Source organism: Mesorhizobium sp. M2A.F.Ca.ET.042.01.1.1 (assembly GCF_003997405.1).
Lineage (GTDB): Bacteria > Pseudomonadota > Alphaproteobacteria > Rhizobiales > Rhizobiaceae > Mesorhizobium.
In genome coordinates this window covers 18,611-35,439 of record NZ_RZRX01000035.1, presented here as the reverse complement: position 1 = coordinate 35,439, position 16,829 = coordinate 18,611, and the positions used below count along the sequence as shown (strand labels likewise).

General features: G+C 63.8%; 21 protein-coding genes and 1 pseudogene. 9 read left to right on the top strand and 13 right to left on the bottom strand.

Going from position 1 to position 16,829, the window contains the following annotated elements; translation table 11 throughout:
* Nucleotides 1-147 precede the first annotated feature (147 nt).
* From EOA23_RS08120 to EOA23_RS08110, 3 genes are all read left to right on the top strand, one after another.
* Nucleotides 148-1,758, top strand: a complete 1,611-nt coding sequence (locus EOA23_RS08120) for a phosphoenolpyruvate carboxykinase (RefSeq protein ID WP_127303531.1) — start codon at nucleotides 148-150, stop codon at nucleotides 1,756-1,758.
* Nucleotides 1,759-1,941: 183 nt separating this feature from the next.
* Entirely contained in the window at nucleotides 1,942-2,379 is a 438-nt protein-coding gene (arfB, locus tag EOA23_RS08115; RefSeq protein ID WP_126063329.1) for an alternative ribosome rescue aminoacyl-tRNA hydrolase ArfB, read from the top strand.
* Nucleotides 2,380-2,463: 84 nt separating this feature from the next.
* A complete protein-coding gene (locus EOA23_RS08110) occupies nucleotides 2,464-3,081 on the top strand; it encodes an alpha-ketoglutarate-dependent dioxygenase AlkB (RefSeq protein ID WP_127303530.1) in 618 nt (205 codons plus the stop codon).
* Here EOA23_RS08110 and EOA23_RS08105 read toward each other — a convergent pair.
* From EOA23_RS08105 to hisB, 13 genes and pseudogenes are all read right to left on the bottom strand, one after another.
* Nucleotides 3,044-4,609: a hypothetical protein gene (locus tag EOA23_RS08105; protein ID WP_127303529.1), complete on the bottom strand. Its 1,566-nt coding sequence runs from the start codon at nucleotides 4,607-4,609 to the stop codon at nucleotides 3,044-3,046. The two genes, EOA23_RS08110 and EOA23_RS08105, sit on opposite strands and share 38 nt — an antisense overlap.
* A complete protein-coding gene (locus EOA23_RS08100) occupies nucleotides 4,606-5,043 on the bottom strand; it encodes a GtrA family protein (protein ID WP_245474064.1) in 438 nt (145 codons plus the stop codon). The genes EOA23_RS08105 and EOA23_RS08100 overlap by 4 nt, the downstream gene beginning before the upstream one ends.
* Entirely contained in the window at nucleotides 5,021-5,713 is a 693-nt protein-coding gene (locus tag EOA23_RS08095) for a class I SAM-dependent methyltransferase (RefSeq protein ID WP_127303528.1), read from the bottom strand. Before EOA23_RS08095 ends, EOA23_RS08100 begins: the two co-directional genes overlap by 23 nt.
* A pseudogene (locus EOA23_RS08090) lies at nucleotides 5,713-6,742 on the bottom strand (glycosyltransferase family 2 protein). The gene EOA23_RS08095 and the pseudogene EOA23_RS08090 overlap by 1 nt, the downstream one beginning before the upstream one ends.
* Before the next feature lie 76 nt (nucleotides 6,743-6,818).
* A complete protein-coding gene (gene coaA / locus EOA23_RS08085; RefSeq protein ID WP_126063325.1) occupies nucleotides 6,819-7,778 on the bottom strand; it encodes a type I pantothenate kinase in 960 nt (319 codons plus the stop codon).
* Nucleotides 7,779-7,813: 35 nt separating this feature from the next.
* Nucleotides 7,814-8,137 carry a phosphoribosyl-ATP diphosphatase gene (locus EOA23_RS08080; RefSeq protein WP_042637616.1) on the bottom strand — a complete coding sequence of 108 codons (324 nt, stop codon included), beginning with the start codon at nucleotides 8,135-8,137 and terminating at the stop codon, nucleotides 7,814-7,816.
* A 72-nt stretch (nucleotides 8,138-8,209) separates the two neighbouring features.
* On the bottom strand, nucleotides 8,210-9,004 hold the full coding sequence (hisF, locus tag EOA23_RS08075) for an imidazole glycerol phosphate synthase subunit HisF (protein WP_189341543.1): 795 nt from the start codon (nucleotides 9,002-9,004) through the stop codon (nucleotides 8,210-8,212).
* Entirely contained in the window at nucleotides 9,001-9,840 is an 840-nt protein-coding gene (locus EOA23_RS08070) for an arginase family protein (protein ID WP_127303526.1), read from the bottom strand. The genes hisF and EOA23_RS08070 overlap by 4 nt, the downstream gene beginning before the upstream one ends.
* Entirely contained in the window at nucleotides 9,840-10,583 is a 744-nt protein-coding gene (gene hisA / locus EOA23_RS08065; RefSeq protein ID WP_126063321.1) for a 1-(5-phosphoribosyl)-5-[(5-phosphoribosylamino)methylideneamino]imidazole-4-carboxamide isomerase, read from the bottom strand. Before hisA ends, EOA23_RS08070 begins: the two co-directional genes overlap by 1 nt.
* 3 nt (nucleotides 10,584-10,586) lie before the next feature.
* Nucleotides 10,587-10,877, bottom strand: a complete 291-nt coding sequence (locus EOA23_RS08060; RefSeq protein WP_127303525.1) for a DUF1330 domain-containing protein — start codon at nucleotides 10,875-10,877, stop codon at nucleotides 10,587-10,589.
* A 2-nt stretch (nucleotides 10,878-10,879) separates the two neighbouring features.
* Nucleotides 10,880-11,530 carry an imidazole glycerol phosphate synthase subunit HisH gene (gene hisH, locus EOA23_RS08055; RefSeq protein WP_127303524.1) on the bottom strand — a complete coding sequence of 217 codons (651 nt, stop codon included), beginning with the start codon at nucleotides 11,528-11,530 and terminating at the stop codon, nucleotides 10,880-10,882.
* A 1-nt stretch (nucleotide 11,531) separates the two neighbouring features.
* The gene (locus EOA23_RS08050) at nucleotides 11,532-12,005 is read right to left on the bottom strand and encodes a DUF2628 domain-containing protein (RefSeq protein ID WP_127303523.1); all 474 of its coding nucleotides are present in this window, start codon (nucleotides 12,003-12,005) and stop codon (nucleotides 11,532-11,534) included.
* Nucleotides 12,006-12,008: 3 nt separating this feature from the next.
* Entirely contained in the window at nucleotides 12,009-12,605 is a 597-nt protein-coding gene (hisB, locus tag EOA23_RS08045; protein ID WP_127303522.1) for an imidazoleglycerol-phosphate dehydratase HisB, read from the bottom strand.
* Between the two features lie 214 nt (nucleotides 12,606-12,819).
* Between hisB and hslV the strand changes: the two genes are divergently transcribed.
* The 6 genes from hslV to EOA23_RS08015 all read left to right on the top strand — a co-directional run bounded on the left by hslV (nucleotide 12,820) and on the right by EOA23_RS08015 (nucleotide 16,683).
* Nucleotides 12,820-13,371 carry an ATP-dependent protease subunit HslV gene (gene hslV / locus EOA23_RS08040; RefSeq protein WP_127303521.1) on the top strand — a complete coding sequence of 184 codons (552 nt, stop codon included), beginning with the start codon at nucleotides 12,820-12,822 and terminating at the stop codon, nucleotides 13,369-13,371.
* 50 nt (nucleotides 13,372-13,421) lie between these two features.
* Nucleotides 13,422-13,949 (top strand): GNAT family N-acetyltransferase, encoded by a 528-nt coding sequence (locus tag EOA23_RS08035; protein ID WP_127303520.1) that lies wholly within the window; start codon nucleotides 13,422-13,424, stop codon nucleotides 13,947-13,949.
* A 4-nt stretch (nucleotides 13,950-13,953) separates the two neighbouring features.
* A complete protein-coding gene (locus EOA23_RS08030) occupies nucleotides 13,954-14,550 on the top strand; it encodes a DUF2585 domain-containing protein (protein WP_127303519.1) in 597 nt (198 codons plus the stop codon).
* A gap of 5 nt (nucleotides 14,551-14,555) precedes the next feature.
* The gene (gene hslU / locus EOA23_RS08025; RefSeq protein WP_127303518.1) at nucleotides 14,556-15,866 is read left to right on the top strand and encodes an ATP-dependent protease ATPase subunit HslU; all 1,311 of its coding nucleotides are present in this window, start codon (nucleotides 14,556-14,558) and stop codon (nucleotides 15,864-15,866) included.
* Nucleotides 15,867-16,003: 137 nt separating this feature from the next.
* On the top strand, nucleotides 16,004-16,243 hold the full coding sequence (locus EOA23_RS08020; protein ID WP_127303517.1) for a hypothetical protein: 240 nt from the start codon (nucleotides 16,004-16,006) through the stop codon (nucleotides 16,241-16,243).
* Entirely contained in the window at nucleotides 16,240-16,683 is a 444-nt protein-coding gene (locus EOA23_RS08015) for a type II toxin-antitoxin system VapC family toxin (protein ID WP_127303516.1), read from the top strand. Before EOA23_RS08020 ends, EOA23_RS08015 begins: the two co-directional genes overlap by 4 nt.
* The last annotated feature ends 146 nt before the right edge of the window (nucleotides 16,684-16,829 follow it).

The following is a 16,829-nucleotide window of genomic DNA, read 5'->3' as shown; positions in this document are numbered from 1 at the left end:
CATATAAACGATTTAAACAACTTTCAAATTTTTTAAATCGATTAATGATTTGATATCATTCGGCTTTTCTGGTTCTGAACCTGACAGCCCCGGCAGGGGCTCAGGGAAATCCCCGTCACATGCGGCCAAATCCAGAGAGGAAATTTGATGTCGGAAGCCGGCAAACGCAACCCCGACTGCGCTATTGACGCGATCGGCCTGAAGACCACGGGCATGGTGCGCTACAATCTCGGCGCGGCCGAACTCTACGAGGAAGCGATCCGGCGCGGCGAGGCGAGGCTGACCGCGCAGGGCGCGCTGGTCGCCGAGACCGGTCAGCACACCGGGCGTTCGCCGAAGGACAAATTCGTCGTGCGCGACGAGGCGACCGAGCCGCATGTCTGGTGGGACAACAACAAGGCGATCTCGCCCGCCCAGTTCGAGGCGCTGCTTTCCGATTTCCGCGCCCACGCCGCGAACAAGGATCTCTATGTCCAAGACCTGGTCGGCGGCGCCGACGCCGACCTCAAGCTGCCGACCCGGGTCATCACCGAATTTGCCTGGCACTCGCTTTTCATCCGCAACCTTTTGATCCGCCCGCAAGCCGCCGAGCTCGAGCGCTTCCTCCCCGACATGACGATCATCGACCTGCCGTCCTTCCGCGCCGATCCGGCGCGCCACGGCACCCGCACCGAAACGGTGATCGCGGTCGACCTGATCCGCAAGATCGTGCTGATCGGCGGCACGTCCTATGCCGGCGAGATGAAGAAGTCGGTGTTCACCATGCTGAACTACCTGCTGCCGCAAAAGAGCGTGATGCCGATGCACTGTTCGGCCAATGAAGGTCCGGCCGGCGACGCGGCGGTGTTCTTCGGCCTGTCCGGCACCGGCAAGACGACGCTTTCGGCGGATCCGTCGCGCACGCTGATCGGCGACGACGAGCATGGCTGGGGCCCGCACGGCGTCTTCAATTTCGAGGGCGGCTGCTACGCCAAGACGATCCGGCTGTCGGCCGAGGCCGAGCCTGAGATATTCGCCACAACACAGCGCTTCGGCACGGTGCTGGAGAATGTCGTGCTCGATGCCGGCCGCGTGCCGGATTTCAATGACGGCAGTCTCACCGAGAACACGCGCTGCGCCTATCCGCTGGACTTCATCCCCAACGCCTCGAAGACCGGCCGCGCCGGCCATCCGAAGAACATCATCATGCTGACCGCCGACGCTTTCGGCGTGATGCCGCCGATCGCGAAATTGACCCCGGCGCAGGCGATGTACCACTTCCTGTCCGGCTACACCGCCAAGGTCGCCGGCACGGAAAAGGGCGTCACCGAGCCGGAGGCGACCTTCTCGACCTGCTTCGGCGCGCCCTTCATGCCGCGCCATCCCTCGGAATACGGCAATCTGCTGCGCGAGCTGATCGCCGAGCACAAGGTTGATTGCTGGCTGGTCAACACCGGCTGGACCGGCGGCGCCTACGGCACCGGCCGCCGCATGCCGATCAAGGTGACGCGCGCTCTTCTGGGCGCCGCGCTCGACGGTTCCTTGAAGTCGGCCGAGTTCCGCACCGACGCCAATTTCGGCTTCGAGGTGCCGGTGGCGGTTCCGGGCTTCGACGGCGCCATTCTCGACCCGCGCTCGACCTGGGCGGACAAGGCTGGCTACGACCGCCAGGCCGCGAAGCTGGTCAACATGTTCGCGACCAATTTCGAAAAGTTCGAGCGTCACGTCGACGCCGCCATCCTGGGCGCAGCGCCGCGCCTGCAGGAGGCGGCGGAATAATCGCTGCCTCGAGCGTCCTCACCTCCAGGGCCCGGCCAGCGCTATTCCAGGAAAGTGCGAAACGGTTTTCCGACCGGAATTGCGCCAACACAGAGAGCCAGCGTGGATTCGCCGTTTCCGTGAAACGGTGAAGCCCCTGCGCCGGGCCTTTTCTTTTTGCGGCCGTCGCGTCATGAGTGCTCCATGGCGAGCGACGACGACATCATCATATCAGGCGAAGCGGTCATCCATGCGGGCGACCTGCATGAGGACTTCATCCGCTCGTCCGGCCCGGGCGGCCAGAACGTCAACAAGGTGGCCACCGCCGTGCAGTTGCGCTTCGACGCGGCGAACGCTTCGGGCCTTAGCGAGCGGGTCCGCGCCCGCGCAATCAAGCTTGCTGGCCAGCGGGCCACCAAGGACGGCGTCATCGTTATCGAGGCCGGCCGGTTCCGCACTCAGGAGCAGAACCGCGCCGATGCGCGGGCGCGCCTGACCGCGCTGGTCGCCAAGGCGGCCGAGCCGCCACCGCCGCCGCGCAAGAAGACGAGGCCGTCCAAAGGCGCCGTGGAGCGCCGCCTCAAGAGCAAGGCAGGCCGGTCGACGGTGAAGAAGCTGCGCGGTCGTGTCGACAGCGACTGAGAATCGTGCCCCGAAGGACAGCGGCTTTCGGGTCGCCGTTTTGTTTTGCCGGTGGCATGCTTGGCCGGTCAACAGGATCGACTAATGCTCGTTCTGCCCAAAGGCGTCCGCCATATGCCGGGCTACATCGCTCGCCCCGCCCAGGAGGCGCTGGTCGAGGAAATAAGGCGCGTGGTGCAGGCCGCACCCCTCTACGTGCCCGCCATGCCGCGCACCGGCAAGGAGATGAGCGTGCGCATGACCAATTGCGGCGCGCTTGGCTGGGTGACCGACAAGGAGCGCGGCTACCGCTACCAGCCGACGCATCCGGTGACCGGCAAGCCTTGGCCGCCGATCCCCGAGGCGCTGCTGCAATTGTGGCGCGAAGTCTCGGCCTACCAGCATCCGCCCGAGGCCTGTCTTGTCAACTTCTATGCGGCGGACGCCAGGATGGGTCTGCACCAGGACCGCGACGAGCAGGATTTTGACGCGCCCGTTGTGTCGATCTCGCTGGGCGACGACTGCCTGTTCCGGGTCGGCCAGAACACGCGCGAAGGCGACACCAAATCGTTCAAGCTGAAGAGCGGCGACGTCGTCGTGCTCGGCGGCGAGGGGCGCCTCGCCTTCCATGGCGTCGACCGCATCTATCCCGCGACATCGGCGCTGTTGAAGAATGGCGGCCGCATCAATCTGACGCTGAGGCGGGTGACGGTGCCTGGCTGAGGCCGGCGTTGCGCTGCATCACACGCACGTTGTCGTCTTCCGCGATCATCCCATATCCGCTCAGGAAGCTGGCATAGTCCTGCCGGCGGGAGAGTGCTGCGTTCATGGCCGTATCGGTTTTCTGAATGATTATCAGCGCGGGCCGCTTGGTCTCGAGCTCGTCGAGCTTGCCGTCGATATAGTGGTCGAAAATCTGCCGGTAGTGATCCGCGCCAGCAGGATTGCCAGCCCGCGCCTCGGTCGCGGAAAGATAAAGGGAAAATCCGCCGAGCCAGTCGCTGCAATAGCTCGATATCCATGTCCCGCCAAGCATGCGGGTCAGCGGATGCCCGGCAGCGATGTCGGAGCCGACAAGGGCGACGGTCGGGTTTTGCACTGCGGCCCTGACCTTGACGACAAGGTCCGCGTTGGGGCTCTGTGTTTGCATGAATGGGATGGCCGCGGCCGTGATTACGGCGGCCAGCATCACCTTGCGCCGTGGCTCGATCGCTCCCGGCCGATGCGTCATTGGGTTAATTTGTGCCGTTCGCAAAAGCAGCGCCGTCAACAACAGGCTGAACGCCGGAAATGCGTGATAGGGCCAACCCTTTGCCTGGTAGATCAGCGGCACCATGGCCGCCAGGGAAGCCAGCGCGAACACCGCGACCAGCGGCGAGTAAGGCAATCCGGGCCGCAGCAGGCGCAGCATCAGGAGCCCTACCAGATAGACCGGCCCGTACATCAGCAGCACCGTCTGGAGGTTCCGCACCCGCATATAGGTGTCGACCAGCATCGGGTATATCGCGTCGAGGAATTGCGGGTAGAAATGGCGCACAGCAACGACATAGGCGACGCCAATCAGACCGATCACCCAGTATTCGGCGGCGAAAAGCGGCCGGATCGAACGGCGGCGCCAGACGACATAAAGCGCCGGGACAAGCACGATCAGCGCATAATAGGGCTTGACCAGCACCAGAATGCTGCCGCCAAAGCCGGCAAGCAGCGCCAATGGCAGGCTGGGCGTTCGGCCCTCGGCCGGCGCCGCGCGCCATGCCGTCAGCACCAGCAAGGGCGCAAACAATGCAATTCCCAGATGCTCGCGCTGGGTGAACGCGTTGCCGGGAAAGATGACCAGCAGGCCAAGGAAAAGCGGCAGCAGGGCAAACAAGGTGGCGTTCTCGGCAAAGCCGGCACACCGCGCAATGACAACGGTTAGCCCCAATCCGAGCAGGCAGATCGCATAGGAATAGCCGAGGACCGCGATCTCCGGCGATATGCCGAACTTGTGCGCGAGCACCACGGCCGGCATGAACAGCCAGGGCGTGAAGGGCGGATTGGCTTCGATGAGATCGACATACAAGCGGTCACCGCCGAGCATGCGCTCGCACATGGTGATTATCCAGCTGGTGTCGGACACCACGCCCCATCGCGTCTGCCAGGGAATGGCGGCCGCCAGGACCACGGCCAGCAGGACCAGCGTCCAAACGCGACGCTTCGGAACGGACCCGTCGTCCGACCGGGAGGCGAGGCGGTCCTGGAGCGCACTCATTGGGAGCCGTTCCGCAGCCTGGCGAGGCCTCTTCCAAAAACCCAGTGGCGAAGCACCACATAATTGACAGCCGGAACAAACAGGCAGGTCAACACGATCGGCATCTGCGCCGGAAGCCCAAACTTACCCGACAGAATGGCAGGAAAGGCAAAAGATATGGCGAGACCGAGCAGCGTGAGAACGACGAAGCGAGGCGCCTCGAAGCGATGGGCCTCGCCGGAAGAAAACGTAAAATACTTATGCCCCGCATAGGAGAAAGCAGAAGCCACGGCATAGGCGATGACAGAACCCGCGACCGGATCCATCATGATCGGCCTGCCCGCCGAAAACATTGCAGCCAGCATGGCATAGAGCAATGTCGCGCCGACGCCGGTCATAAGGAACCGGATCAGATGTTGGCCCATGCGCAAGTTAGACACGGCCGCTGCAGACATACTGCGCTCCAAGCGGCGCGCGAGCAAACCAGCTTTCGACCTTGCGCGCAAAGGGGCTGGCGAAGGGAAGCAACAGGAAATGCCTGGCTTCGATTTCGTGGAGCCCAGCGGCCTTCAACAGCCGGCCGGCCTTATGCCGGCTGATCAGGACGGCATCCTCGTCAAAAGGACAGCGAAGCACGGCCAATCGAGTCAAAGGGTTGAAGGGATTGTGTTCGATCAGGCAAATCGCGCCGCCGGGGCGGACGACGCGCCGCATCTCGGAGATGAAAGCGGACCACTGCTCCGGGGGGACGTGATGAACCACGCAGACCGCGAAAGCGAGATCGAAAGTGTCATCCGCATAGGGCAATGCTGGGCCTGGATAGTCCCTATACGTGACCCATGGGTTGTCGCCGCTGGCCCGCGCCACCGATTCCGTCGATATGTCACAGCCGTCAAGGGTCGAGAAAAGCGGCCGAACATAGGGGTGCAAGGCTCCGACGCCGCAACCGACATCCAGCGCACGGACACCGGCTCCGCCTTCGGCAAGACTGCGCTCGGCAATCACCCGCGCCAGCGGCTCTACTTTGGCCTGCAGGAAAAAGTCATGCTTCAGGCCGGAGAAGCTGATCGAATCGTCCACGGTCCTGTTGTAGGTGGACCGGTACTGGTCGAAGAGCGCCGCCATCAGCCGAATCTTCTATCGAGCGTCGACGGCTGTGCCATCGACCGGTTGCGGTTTTCGGCCGCCATGTTCACGGCTTCCTCGAAACCGGTCGGGCGCTCGATGACGTAGAGCGGACGCCTTTTCACTTCGGCGTGGATGCCGCCGACATAGAGGCCGATGATGCCGGTCATGAACAGGTTGATGCCCGACAGGAAAGAGATGATCACGACCGTCGATGTCCAGCCATGGACGACGCCGCTGGCGAGCAGCCAGGAGAACAGGGCATAGACACCAAGCAGGGCGGCGAAGCCGGAAATGGCGAGACCGGCCCACAGCGCCAGCCGCAGAGGCTTGTCGGAAAAGCTGATGACGCCATCGACCGCCAGCCGCACCATTTTCCAGAACGGATATTTGGTTTCGCCGGCCGCCCGCTCGGGTCGTTCGAACGACACCGCCGTCTGCCTGAAACCCATCCAGCCGAACATGCCGCGCACGAAGCGGTCGCGCTCGGGCATCTGCTTGAATGTATCCAGGGCCTTTCTTCCCACGAGCCGGAAATCGCCGACGTCGCGCGGGATGGTCACCGAGGTCATCTGCTCGAGGGCGCGGTAGAACAGGCTGGCGCTCGCGCGCTTGAACAGCGTTTCGCCCTCGCGTTTGGTGCGGCGGGCATAAACGATCTCGTAGCCTTCCTTCCATTTGGCGACGAGGTCGAGCACCACTTCGGGTGGACCCTGCAAGTCGGCGTCCATGATGACCACGGCATCGCCGGCAGCCGCGTCCATGCCGGCTGTGATCGCGATGGCCGAAATTGCGCGACAGTTCGATCAGCCGAAAGCGTGGATCTGAAGCAGTGATGCCGCGAAGGAAGATGACGCTTGTGTCCCGGCTGCCGTCGTCGACGAAGATCGCCTCGGCGCTATCGTCGAGCTTGTCGAGCAAGGCGGTGATCCGCCGGATAAGCAACGGCAGCACCGCCTCTTCATTGAAGATCGGGATGACCAGTGAATAGATCGGGGCGTTGCGGCCCGCGGCATTGCCAGCATTGATCACCGGTTGCCTCCCGACACCCGCTGGAGTTTGGCTAGCAACGCTAGTGGGGATTGCCTAAGGTGCCGTTAAGGAATCACAACTTCCTCAGCGCCACTTCCTCGATCAAATGGTTGGCGCCCTTGCGCAGGATGAGGTCGGCTCGCGCCCTGGTCGGCAGGATGTTCTCGCGCAGGTTCTTCAGGTTGATGTTGGCCCACAGCCCCTCGGCGATGGCGCGCGCGGCGTCCTCGGAAAGCTGCGAATAGCGGTGGAAGAAGGAGTCCGGATTGCGGAAGGCGGTCTCGCGCAGCCGCATGAAGCGCTGGATGTACCATTGGTGGATCAGCTTCTCGTCGGCATCGATATAGATGGCGAAATCGAAGAAGTCGGAGAGGAACGGCACGATCTTGCCGTCCTTCGGCAGCTTGCCCGGCTGCAGCACGTTGATGCCTTCGAAGATCAGGATGTCGGGACGGTCGATGGTGACGAACTCGCCGGGGATGACGTCATAGGTCAGGTGCGAGTAGACCGGCGCGCGGACGCTGCCTTGCGCCGATTTGATGCCGGACAGGAATCTCAGCAGCGCGCCGACATCGTAGCTCTCGGGAAATCCCTTGCGCTCCATGAGGTTCTCGCGGCGCAGGATCTCGTTGGGCAGCAGGAAGCCGTCGGTGGTGATGAGATCGACCTTGGGACTCGATGGCCAGCGCGCCAGAAGCTCCTTCAGCACGCGCGCCGTGGTCGACTTGCCGACCGCGACCGAACCGGCGATGCCGATGATGAAAGGCGTCTTGACGATGTCCTGCGCCTTGAAGAAGGCCTGGCGCTGCCTGAACAGCAGCTGGCTCGCCTCGACATGGGCCGAGAGCAGGCGGGAAAGCGACAGGTAGATGCGCTTGACCTCTTCGAGGTCGACCGGGTCGTTGAGCGAGCGCAGGCGGGCGATCTCGTCCTCGGTCAGCGTCAGCGGCGTGTCGGCGCGGAACTGCGACCATTGCTCGGCGGAGAAGAAACGATAAGGGGAATACTTCTCGGTCGGAGTCAGCTGGTCCATCGGGTTTCCTGCCCTCCTCGCCGTCGCCCCGGGCGTCAAACCCGGGGGCGGGACGCCTTTTCGGCAACCCCCGAGCGGCCGGTGCGGCCCTCGAGCTCCTTGAGCACGTCGTCCAACGGAACGCCCGCGATGCCGAGCACGACCAGCCAATGATACAGAAGATCCGCGCTTTCCGAAACGAGGGCCTGCTTGTCGCCGCGTATGGCGGCGATCACGGCTTCCACAGCCTCCTCGCCGAGCTTCTGCGCCGCCTTGTCCATGCCCTTGGCGAACAGTTTCGCCGTCCATGAGTCCGGGTCGCCGGAATGGGCGCGCTGATGGATGATCGTTTCCAGCTCGGCGAGCGAAAATTGAGCCATGTCGGTCATCTATCTGCTTGTTTAAGCATGATCTTTTCCGAAAACCGGTCCCCAACCTTGCGGGATCATGCTTTAAGCCCGATGGGCGGCCGAGTCCAGCCGCATCGGCAGGCCGGCCTTGGCCATGTATGCCTTGGCCTCGGCGATCGAGTAGGTGCCGAAGTGGAAGATCGAGGCGGCAAGCACGGCGCCCGCATGGCCGTCGCGTATGCCTTCGACCAGGTGATCGAGCGTTCCGACGCCGCCTGAAGCGATGACCGGCGCGCGCACCGCGTCGGCGACGGTGCGGGTCAGCGCGATGTCGTAGCCGGCCTTCGTGCCGTCGCGGTCCATCGAAGTCAGCAGGATCTCGCCGGCGCCGCGATCGACCATGCGTGCGGCGAAGTCGACGGCGTCGATGCCCGTCTTCTCGCGCCCGCCATGGGTGAAGATCTCCCAGCGGTCGGCCTCGCCGGCCGCCGACACCTTCTTGGCGTCGATGGCCACGACAATGCACTGGTTGCCGAACTTGTCGGCCGCTTCCGTGACGAAATCCGGGTTCTTCACCGCCGCCGTGTTGATCGACACCTTATCGGCGCCGGCCAGAAGCAGCTTGCGGATATCGGCCACCTGGCGCACGCCGCCGCCGACGGTGAGCGGCATGAAGCATTGCTCGGCCGTCCGGGCGACCACGTCGAAGATCGTCTCGCGATTGTCCGACGAGGCGGTGATGTCGAGGAAGCACAGCTCATCGGCGCCCGCGGCATCATAAGCCTTGGCGGCTTCGACCGGATCGCCGGCGTCGATGAGGTCGACGAAATTGACGCCCTTGACCACGCGGCCGTTCTTGACGTCCAGGCAGGGGATGACGCGGGCTTTCAGCATCACTTGCCTTCCAGGGTGGACAGCAGGTCGACCACCAGCTCGCCGACCAGCGGCGGCACGTCGCCCTTGGGGTCGAAGGCCGGATCATAGGCGGAAATGGTGAGCCCCGCGATGGTGAGCGGGCCGGCGAGGCCGCACATCGCCATGCGCACCTGCTCCGGCGCCGGGCCGCCGGGCGTGGTGTAGCGGTTGGCCTGCAGCTTCTCGGGGTCATGCACGTCGAGGTCGACATGCATGTGCACCCGCTTGGCGCCGTCGGCTTTCAGCCTTTGCGCCGCGCTCTTCCAGTCGGGGCATTCGGTCCGGATGATCGGCAGCTTTTCCAGCAGTTCCTTTTCGGCTGCGTCGAGGTCGCGCGCGTTGACCAGGACGCTGCGCGACGGATCGACCGGCTTGAAGCCGGGGATCTGCGCCGCCATCGACCGCCAGCAGAGGCCGAGCACGGTGGCCAGCGCCATGCCGTCGAGGAAGCCCGTTGTGGTGGTCTCCGGCGTGTTGAGGTCGCCATGCTGGTCGGCCCAGATGATGGCGTCGGCGCCTGCGCCCGCCACGGCGCCGGCGGCGGTCAGGCAGTTGCCGGCCAGCACGATCGGAAACCGCTTCTTGTCCAGCGCCATGCGGACCTCGCCCGAAACGGCGTTGCAGACGGCAAATCCAGTGCCGATCTCTCGCTCTTCTTCGTCCTCGACCACCTTGCCGATGTCGTTCACCTCGACCTCGTGGCCGGCGAGCTTCAGCGCCTCGGCCAGCCCGCCCGAGATGAGCGCGTCCGGGCCCTGGCCGCAGCCACCGTGGAAATGGCCGCTGTCATAGGATGCCAGGATGATCGAGATGTTCACTATTCTGCCTCCGCCCGTTCGCCGCGCAGGATCGCCAGCGCCTCGGCCGGGTCGATACGTCCGTCATATAGGGCGCGGCCGGAGATCGCGCCTTCGAGTTTTTGCGCGTCGGGCATGGTCATGCGCACGATGTCGGCAATCGAGGCGAGGCCGCCGGATGCGATCACGGGAATGGAAACCGCTTCCGCGAGGTCGATGGTCGAATCCCAGTTGATGCCGGTCAGCACGCCGTCGCGGTCGATGTCGGTGTAGATGATGGCGGCAACGCCGGCGCCCTCGAATTTCCTGGCCAGCTCGATGACGCCGAGCTCGGAGGCTTCGGCCCAACCCTCCACGGCCACCTTGCCGCCCTTGGCGTCGATGCCGACCGCGATCTTTCCCGGAAAAGCCTTGCAGGCTTGCTTGACCAGCTCCGGCTCGCGCACCGCCACGGTGCCGAGGATTACGCGCGTCAGGCCGCGGTCCAGCCAGTCTTCGATCTGCGGCAAGGTGCGGATGCCGCCGCCGAGCTGCACCGGGTTCTTCGTCGCCCTGAGGATAGCCCCGACCGCGGCGCTGTTGACGCTCTGGCCCTTGAAGGCGCCGTTGAGGTCGACGACATGCAGCCACTCGAAGCCCTGGTCCTCGAAGGCCCGTGCCTGCGCGGCGGGGTCGTCATTGTAGATCGTGGCGGTGGCCATGTCGCCGTGTTTCAGGCGCACGCATTTGCCGTCCTTGAGGTCGATGGCTGGAAACAGGATCATGGGTCAGGCGCCCTCGACGATGACGAAATGACCGGTCGAAGCGGCGAGCCGGAATTTCGAGGCGTGCTGATATTCAGGCGAATGATAGCATTCGATTGCCTTGTCGTGGGACTCGAACTCCACCAGCACGTGACGGTTGCCGGTCGGTCCTTCCGGGCTCTCGTAGCGGCCCGCGCGGACCGTGAATTTCGCCCCGTATTTCGCGAAGGCGACGGCATTCGCTTCGATATACTGCTTGTAGACGTCCGCATCGCGGACATCGATCATCGCCATCCAATAGCCCTTCCTGCTCATTTTCAGGGCCTCCATTTCAGGAAATTGGTGATCAGCGCCAGGCCCAACGCCTGGCTCTTCTCGGGATGGAACTGCGTGCCGGCGAGGTTGTCGCGGGCGACCGCGGCCGTCACCGGGCCGCCATAGTCGGCAACCGCCAGCACCTCGTCCGGATTCTTCGCTTCCAGGTGGTAGGAATGCACGAAATAGGCGTGCAGCCCCCTCGGGCCGGTCTCGATGCCGGAAAACAGCGGGTGCTCGCGCGTAAGCTCGATCGTGTTCCAGCCGATCTGTGGGATCTTCAGCGCCGGATCGGAGGGCTGGATCTCCTTGACGTCGCCGGCGATCCAGCCGAGGCCCTTGGTGATGGTCTTTTCCAACCCGCGTTGCGACATCAGCTGCATGCCGACGCAGATGCCGAGGAACGGCCGCCCCTTGGCGATTGCAGCTTCCTCCACCGCCTCCCACATGCCTGGCACCGCGTGCAGGCCGGCGGCGCAGTCGGCATAGGCGCCGACGCCCGGCAGCACGACGCGGTCGGCGGACCGCACCCGCTCGGCGTCGGCCGTCAGCTCGATCGTCGCGGCAATGCCGGCTTCACGCGCCGCGCGCTCGAAGGCCTTGGTGGCCGAGCGCAGATTGCCCGAGCCGTAATCGATGATGGCTACCCGCATGTCAGGGCCTTCCGGGCGTATGGGTCAGGCCGAGCGCCATGCCGGTTTGCGGCGGGCGCGCCAGCGATGCGTCCGGTACGATGCGCGGCAGGGCTGCCTGCTCCTCGCTCTTCTCGCCGGCGTCCAGCGCATGACGTGTCTCGGCATCGGCGAGATTGCCGGCCTCGATCACGCCCCATTCGCGCCAGCCGCGCCGGCGCAGCGAAGCGATGCGTAAATTCTGTCCTTCGAAGCCGATGTAAAGCGAGACCAGCAGCGACAGCATCGATCCGGCCCACTCGAGCCCCAGCTTCTCACCGGTCGCCGACAGGATCGCCATGACGATGAAGGTCAGCACGGCCGCCATCCAGAGCCGGTTCCAGGCCAGCCAAAGCGGCGAGAACAGGAAGCCGAGCCATGTGAAGCTGTCGCGCACGAAACGGATGTCCTCGGCGTTGTTGCCGGCCGGCGGCGTCATCACGACATAGACCGCCATAGCCTATCCTTTCAGGGATCCCTTGGTGGACGGCACCGCGTCGGGCTGGCGCGGATCGGGCTCCAGCGCTGCGCGCAGCACACGCGCCACCGCCTTGAAGCAGGTTTCGGCGATGTGATGGTTGTTGGCGCCGTAATGATTGGTCACATGCAGCGTGATGCCGGCATTCTGCGCCAGGGCCTGGAAGAACTCGCGCACCAGCTCGGTGTCGAAGGTGCCGATCTTCGGCGACGAGAAGGCGACGTTCCAGACCAGGAAGGGCCGGCCGGACACATCGATCGCCGCCCTGGTCAGCGTCTCGTCCATGGCAAGGTCGATCGAGGCGTAGCGCATGATGCCGCGCCGCTCGCCCAAAGCCTTGCTCAGCGCCTGGCCGATGGCGATGCCGGTGTCCTCGACCGTGTGGTGGTCGTCGATATGCAGGTCGCCCTTGGCCTTGATCGTCATGTCGATCAGCGAATGGCGCGACAGCTGGTCGAGCATATGGTCGAAGAAGCCGACGCCGGTCGAAATGTCGGCCTTGCCCTTGCCGTCGACATGGACCGAGACCGAAATCTCGGTTTCCTTGGTCTTGCGGCTGACTTCGGCCGAACGCGTCATCGTCGTGTCCTTATTGCCCTGGTCGGGGCCCTCGGGCTTGAAAACGAAAGCCTTCTATCAGCATGATCCGGCGATTGCCAGTTGCCATTCCGGCCACTATCGGCCTTCGCCGCGGGCGGTTTGCAATCATTGGCCTTATGCATACATATGGCCGATCCAACTCACTCGTACCGCGCCAATCGCCTTCAAGGGATAGCGCGAATCGGAGCTCAAAATGTCGAATGAACTCACCATGCACGCAACGACCATCATCAGCGTGCGCAAGGGCAACAAGGTGGTGATCGCCGGCGACGGCCAGGTCAGCCTTGGCCAGACCATCATGAAGGGCAACGCCCGCAAGGTGCGCCGCATCGGCAAGGGCGGCAGCGTCATTGCCGGCTTCGCCGGCGCCACTGCCGACGCCTTCACCCTCTTGGAGCGGCTCGAAGCCAAGCTCGAGCAATATCCGGACCAGCTGACGCGCGCCTGCGTCGAGCTCGCCAAGGACTGGCGCACCGACCGTTACCTGCGCCGCCTGGAAGCCATGATGCTGGTCGCCGACAAGTCGGTCTCGCTCGCGCTGACCGGCAATGGCGACGTGCTGGAACCCGAGCATGGCGTGATGGCCATCGGCTCCGGCGGCAATTACGCCCTGGCCGCGGCCCGCGCGCTGATCGACACCGACAAGGACGCCGAGGAGATCGCCCGCAAGGCCATGCAGATCGCGTCCGACATCTGCGTCTATACCAACAACAATTTCGTCGTCGAAATGCTCGATGCCGCTTGAGCCTGCCGACCATGACCCCAAAAAGTGGGAGCCGGTTTTTGGATAAGATCATGGTCACTCAGCAGCATAGCTACGATTTTCGGCCGGTCACCGAGAAGGATCTGCCGCTGATCGCCAGGTGGTTGCGCGAGCCGCATATCGCTGAATGGTGGGATGATCCGGACAAGGAGATCGCCGAGATCCGCGAGCATATGGATTCGGTCTCGGTGGAGCCGCTGATCGTCGAATTGGACGGCAGGCCGATCGCCTATCTGCAGAGCTATGACCCGCATCTGGAGGACGACCATCCTTACGCCGACCAGCCCTTCGGCACGCTCGGCGTCGATCTGTCGATCGGCCCGCCGGAGCTGGCTGGTGTGGGCCATGGCTCGGCAATCCTGAGCCAGTTCGTCGAGGAGCTGTTCGAGGAAGGCGCGCCGCGCGTCATCATCGATCCGCATCCCGACAATGCCCGCGCCATCCGCGCCTATGAGAAGGCCGGCTTCAGGCCGATTGGGCGCAGGCATTCGCAATATGGGGACGTCGTGCTGATGGCCGTCGATGCGGACGAAGACGACGATGAAAATCTGGGGGACTGACCGGATGACTGCGCCTGAGGACAAGACGCTTTCCGCCTATGAGGACAGCTGGCGCATGGGCCTGCTGCTCGTGCTCGCCTTGATCGTGTTCCAGGCGGGCACCTTGTACGGCATGGGGCATCCGCCGATCTGCACCTGCGGCTACGTCAAGCTCTGGCACGGCGTGGTCAACAGCTCGGAGAATTCCCAGCACATCGCCGACTGGTACACCTTCTCGCACATCATCCACGGCTTCCTGTTCTATGCGCTGGCCTGGGCGCTGTTCCCGCGTTCTCCGGTGGGCCTGAGGCTCGCCTTCGCCGTCCTCATCGAAGGCGGCTGGGAGATCCTGGAAAACAGCCCCTTCATCATCGAGCGCTACCGCGCCGGCACCATCTCGCTGAACTATTACGGCGATTCGATCATCAACTCGGTGTCCGACACGCTGTTCATGGTGCTGGGATTTGTGATGGCGCGAAAGCTACCTATATGGGTGATCGTGGCCCTGGCGCTCATCTTCGAGCTCGGCACGGGCTACATCATCCGGGACAATCTGTCGCTCAACGTGATCATGCTGCTGCATCCGTTCGAGTCCATCAGGCAGTGGCAAAGTGGAATTTGAGTAATATGAGCACCTTTTCTCCCCGCGAAATCGTTTCGGAACTCGACCGCTTCATCATCGGCCAGAAGGACGCCAAGCGCGCCGTGGCCATCGCCTTGCGCAACCGCTGGCGCCGCCAGCAGCTGGAAGGCCAGATGCGCGAAGAGGTGATGCCGAAGAACATCCTGATGATCGGCCCGACCGGCGTCGGCAAGACCGAGATCTCGCGCCGCCTGGCGCGACTCGCCGGCGCACCCTTCGTCAAGGTCGAGGCGACCAAGTTCACCGAGGTCGGCTATGTCGGCCGCGATGTCGAGCAGATCGTGCGCGACCTCGTCGAGGTCGCCATCGGCCTGACCCGCGAAAAGATGCGCGAGGACGTTGCGGCGCGCGCCCAGATTAACGCCGAGGAACGCGTGCTGGAGGCCCTGGTCGGCAAGACGGCGAGCCCGGCCACGCGCGATAGCTTCCGCAAGAAGCTGCGCGACGGCGAGCTCGACGACAAGGAGATCGAGATCGAGGTGGCCGACACCGGCAATGGCGGCATGCCAGGCTTCGAGATCCCCGGCATGCCCGGCGGCAATGTCGGCGTGCTCAACATCAACGACATGCTGTCGAAGGCGATGGGCGGCCGCAGGACCAAGACCCGCAAGACGACGGTGCGTGATTCCTACGCGCTGCTCGTCAACGACGAGTCCGACAAGCTGCTCGACCAGGAGGAGGTCGTGCGCCGGGCGCTGGAATCGGCCGAGAATGACGGCATCGTCTTCCTCGACGAGATCGACAAGATCGCGGCCAGGAGCGACATTTCGGGCGGCCCGTCCCGCGAGGGCGTGCAGCGCGACCTGCTGCCGCTGGTCGAAGGCACCACAGTCGCGACCAAATACGGGCCGATCAAGACCGACCACATCCTGTTCATCGCGTCCGGCGCCTTCCACGTCTCCAAGCCGTCCGACCTGCTGCCCGAGCTGCAGGGCCGCCTGCCGATCCGCGTCGAGCTGCGCGCGCTGGAGAAGGCGGATTTCGTCCGCATCCTCACCGAGACCGAGGCGAGCCTGATCAAGCAGTATATCGCGCTGATGAAGACCGAGGGCGTCGAGCTGACCTTCACCGACGACGCCATCGATTCGCTGGCCGGCATTGCCGTCGACCTCAACGCCAGCGTCGAGAACATCGGCGCACGGCGTCTGCAGACGGTGATGGAGCGCGTGCTGGACGAGATCTCCTACGACGCGCCGGATCGCAACGGCACGACGGTCGCCATCGACGCCGCCTATGTCGAGAAGCATGTCGGCGACCTGTCGCGCAATACTGACTTGTCGCGCTTCATCCTGTAGGCTCCGCCGCCGGCGGCAGCTATCCTTCCTCTCGCTCGTTGCGCGCACGGGACGGATATCTGCCGCGTCCAGCGCGGGTATTGATTGGATATTGGCCCAATGCTATCATTGGGCTCAATGAGAGCATGAAGGGGCGCATGGCCGGAAATCTGCACGTCCGCAATCTGGATGACGATTTGATCGCCAAGCTGAAGATGCGTGCCGCCCGGCATGGGCGCTCGGCTGAGGCCGAGCACCGTGAAATCCTTAGGCAGGCGCTGGAAAATGAGATCGAGCCTTCGTTCGATGAACTGGCGGCCCGGCTGCGGCTGCTCACCGCGCAGCGAAAGCAGACGCCCTCCGAAGTGCTGCTGCGCGAAGGACGTGACGAACGGTGACGGAAACGCTCGTCGTCGACGCCAGCATCGCGGTCAAATGGGTGGTCGAGGAGGAGGGTACGCCGCTGGCGCTTGGCTTGCGGCATGGTCGACGCTTCGCGGCGCCGGAACTGCTGATCGTTGAGTGCGCCAACATTCTCTGGAAGAAGGTCCAGCGCGGTGAGGTCAATCGCGAAGAGGCGAAGATGGCCGCAAGCTTGCTGGAACGCAGCGATATCGAATTGTTCGGCATGCGGGGATTGCTCGCCAAAGCGACCGAACTGGCGACGGATATCGGTCATCCGGCCTATGATTGCATGTATGTCTGCCTTGCGATGAGCCGAAACTGTCGCTTTGTGACCGCGGATGAACGCCTTGTGCGAGTGCTGCACCAGAAGGCTCCCCGTGAGATCGCCAATCTATGCGTGACCCTGGAGCAGCTCTCAGCTGGCTCGGATTAATGCCGTTGACCGATATCCGCCGGCTCGCAATTTAACGGCGGCTGATCTCTTGGTGACGGTCCTTTACCTCAAACCTGCAGTGTGGCCAGATGGTACCATCTGGCCGCCTTTCGGTCCGGTTTGACCGCGCCTTCTCTCGACTCTGT

Excerpts from the sequence above, each read along its gene's own strand:
- EOA23_RS08105 (WP_127303529.1), bottom strand. The coding sequence starts at position 4,609 with ATGAGTGCGCTCCAGGACCGCCTCGCCTCCCGGTCGGACGACGGGTCC.
- EOA23_RS08095 (WP_127303528.1), bottom strand. The coding sequence starts at position 5,713 with ATGGCGGCGCTCTTCGACCAGTACCGGTCCACCTACAACAGGACCGTG.
- hisB (WP_127303522.1), bottom strand. The coding sequence starts at position 12,605 with ATGACGCGTTCGGCCGAAGTCAGCCGCAAGACCAAGGAAACCGAGATT.
- EOA23_RS08060 (WP_127303525.1), bottom strand. The coding sequence starts at position 10,877 with ATGAGCAGGAAGGGCTATTGGATGGCGATGATCGATGTCCGCGATGCG.
- EOA23_RS08110 (WP_127303530.1), top strand. The coding sequence starts at position 2,464 with ATGCTCGTTCTGCCCAAAGGCGTCCGCCATATGCCGGGCTACATCGCT.
- EOA23_RS08080 (WP_042637616.1), bottom strand. The coding sequence starts at position 8,137 with ATGGCTCAATTTTCGCTCGCCGAGCTGGAAACGATCATCCATCAGCGC.
- EOA23_RS08020 (WP_127303517.1), top strand. The coding sequence starts at position 16,004 with ATGGCCGGAAATCTGCACGTCCGCAATCTGGATGACGATTTGATCGCC.
- EOA23_RS08120 (WP_127303531.1), top strand. The coding sequence starts at position 148 with ATGTCGGAAGCCGGCAAACGCAACCCCGACTGCGCTATTGACGCGATC.
- EOA23_RS08030 (WP_127303519.1), top strand. The coding sequence starts at position 13,954 with ATGACTGCGCCTGAGGACAAGACGCTTTCCGCCTATGAGGACAGCTGG.
- EOA23_RS08035 (WP_127303520.1), top strand. The coding sequence starts at position 13,422 with ATGGTCACTCAGCAGCATAGCTACGATTTTCGGCCGGTCACCGAGAAG.
- arfB (WP_126063329.1), top strand. The coding sequence starts at position 1,942 with ATGGCGAGCGACGACGACATCATCATATCAGGCGAAGCGGTCATCCAT.
- coaA (WP_126063325.1), bottom strand. The coding sequence starts at position 7,778 with ATGGACCAGCTGACTCCGACCGAGAAGTATTCCCCTTATCGTTTCTTC.
- hisA (WP_126063321.1), bottom strand. The coding sequence starts at position 10,583 with ATGATCCTGTTTCCAGCCATCGACCTCAAGGACGGCAAATGCGTGCGC.
- hslV (WP_127303521.1), top strand. The coding sequence starts at position 12,820 with ATGTCGAATGAACTCACCATGCACGCAACGACCATCATCAGCGTGCGC.
- hisH (WP_127303524.1), bottom strand. The coding sequence starts at position 11,530 with ATGCGGGTAGCCATCATCGATTACGGCTCGGGCAATCTGCGCTCGGCC.
- EOA23_RS08100 (WP_245474064.1), bottom strand. The coding sequence starts at position 5,043 with ATGTCTGCAGCGGCCGTGTCTAACTTGCGCATGGGCCAACATCTGATC.
- hslU (WP_127303518.1), top strand. The coding sequence starts at position 14,556 with ATGAGCACCTTTTCTCCCCGCGAAATCGTTTCGGAACTCGACCGCTTC.
- EOA23_RS08050 (WP_127303523.1), bottom strand. The coding sequence starts at position 12,005 with ATGGCGGTCTATGTCGTGATGACGCCGCCGGCCGGCAACAACGCCGAG.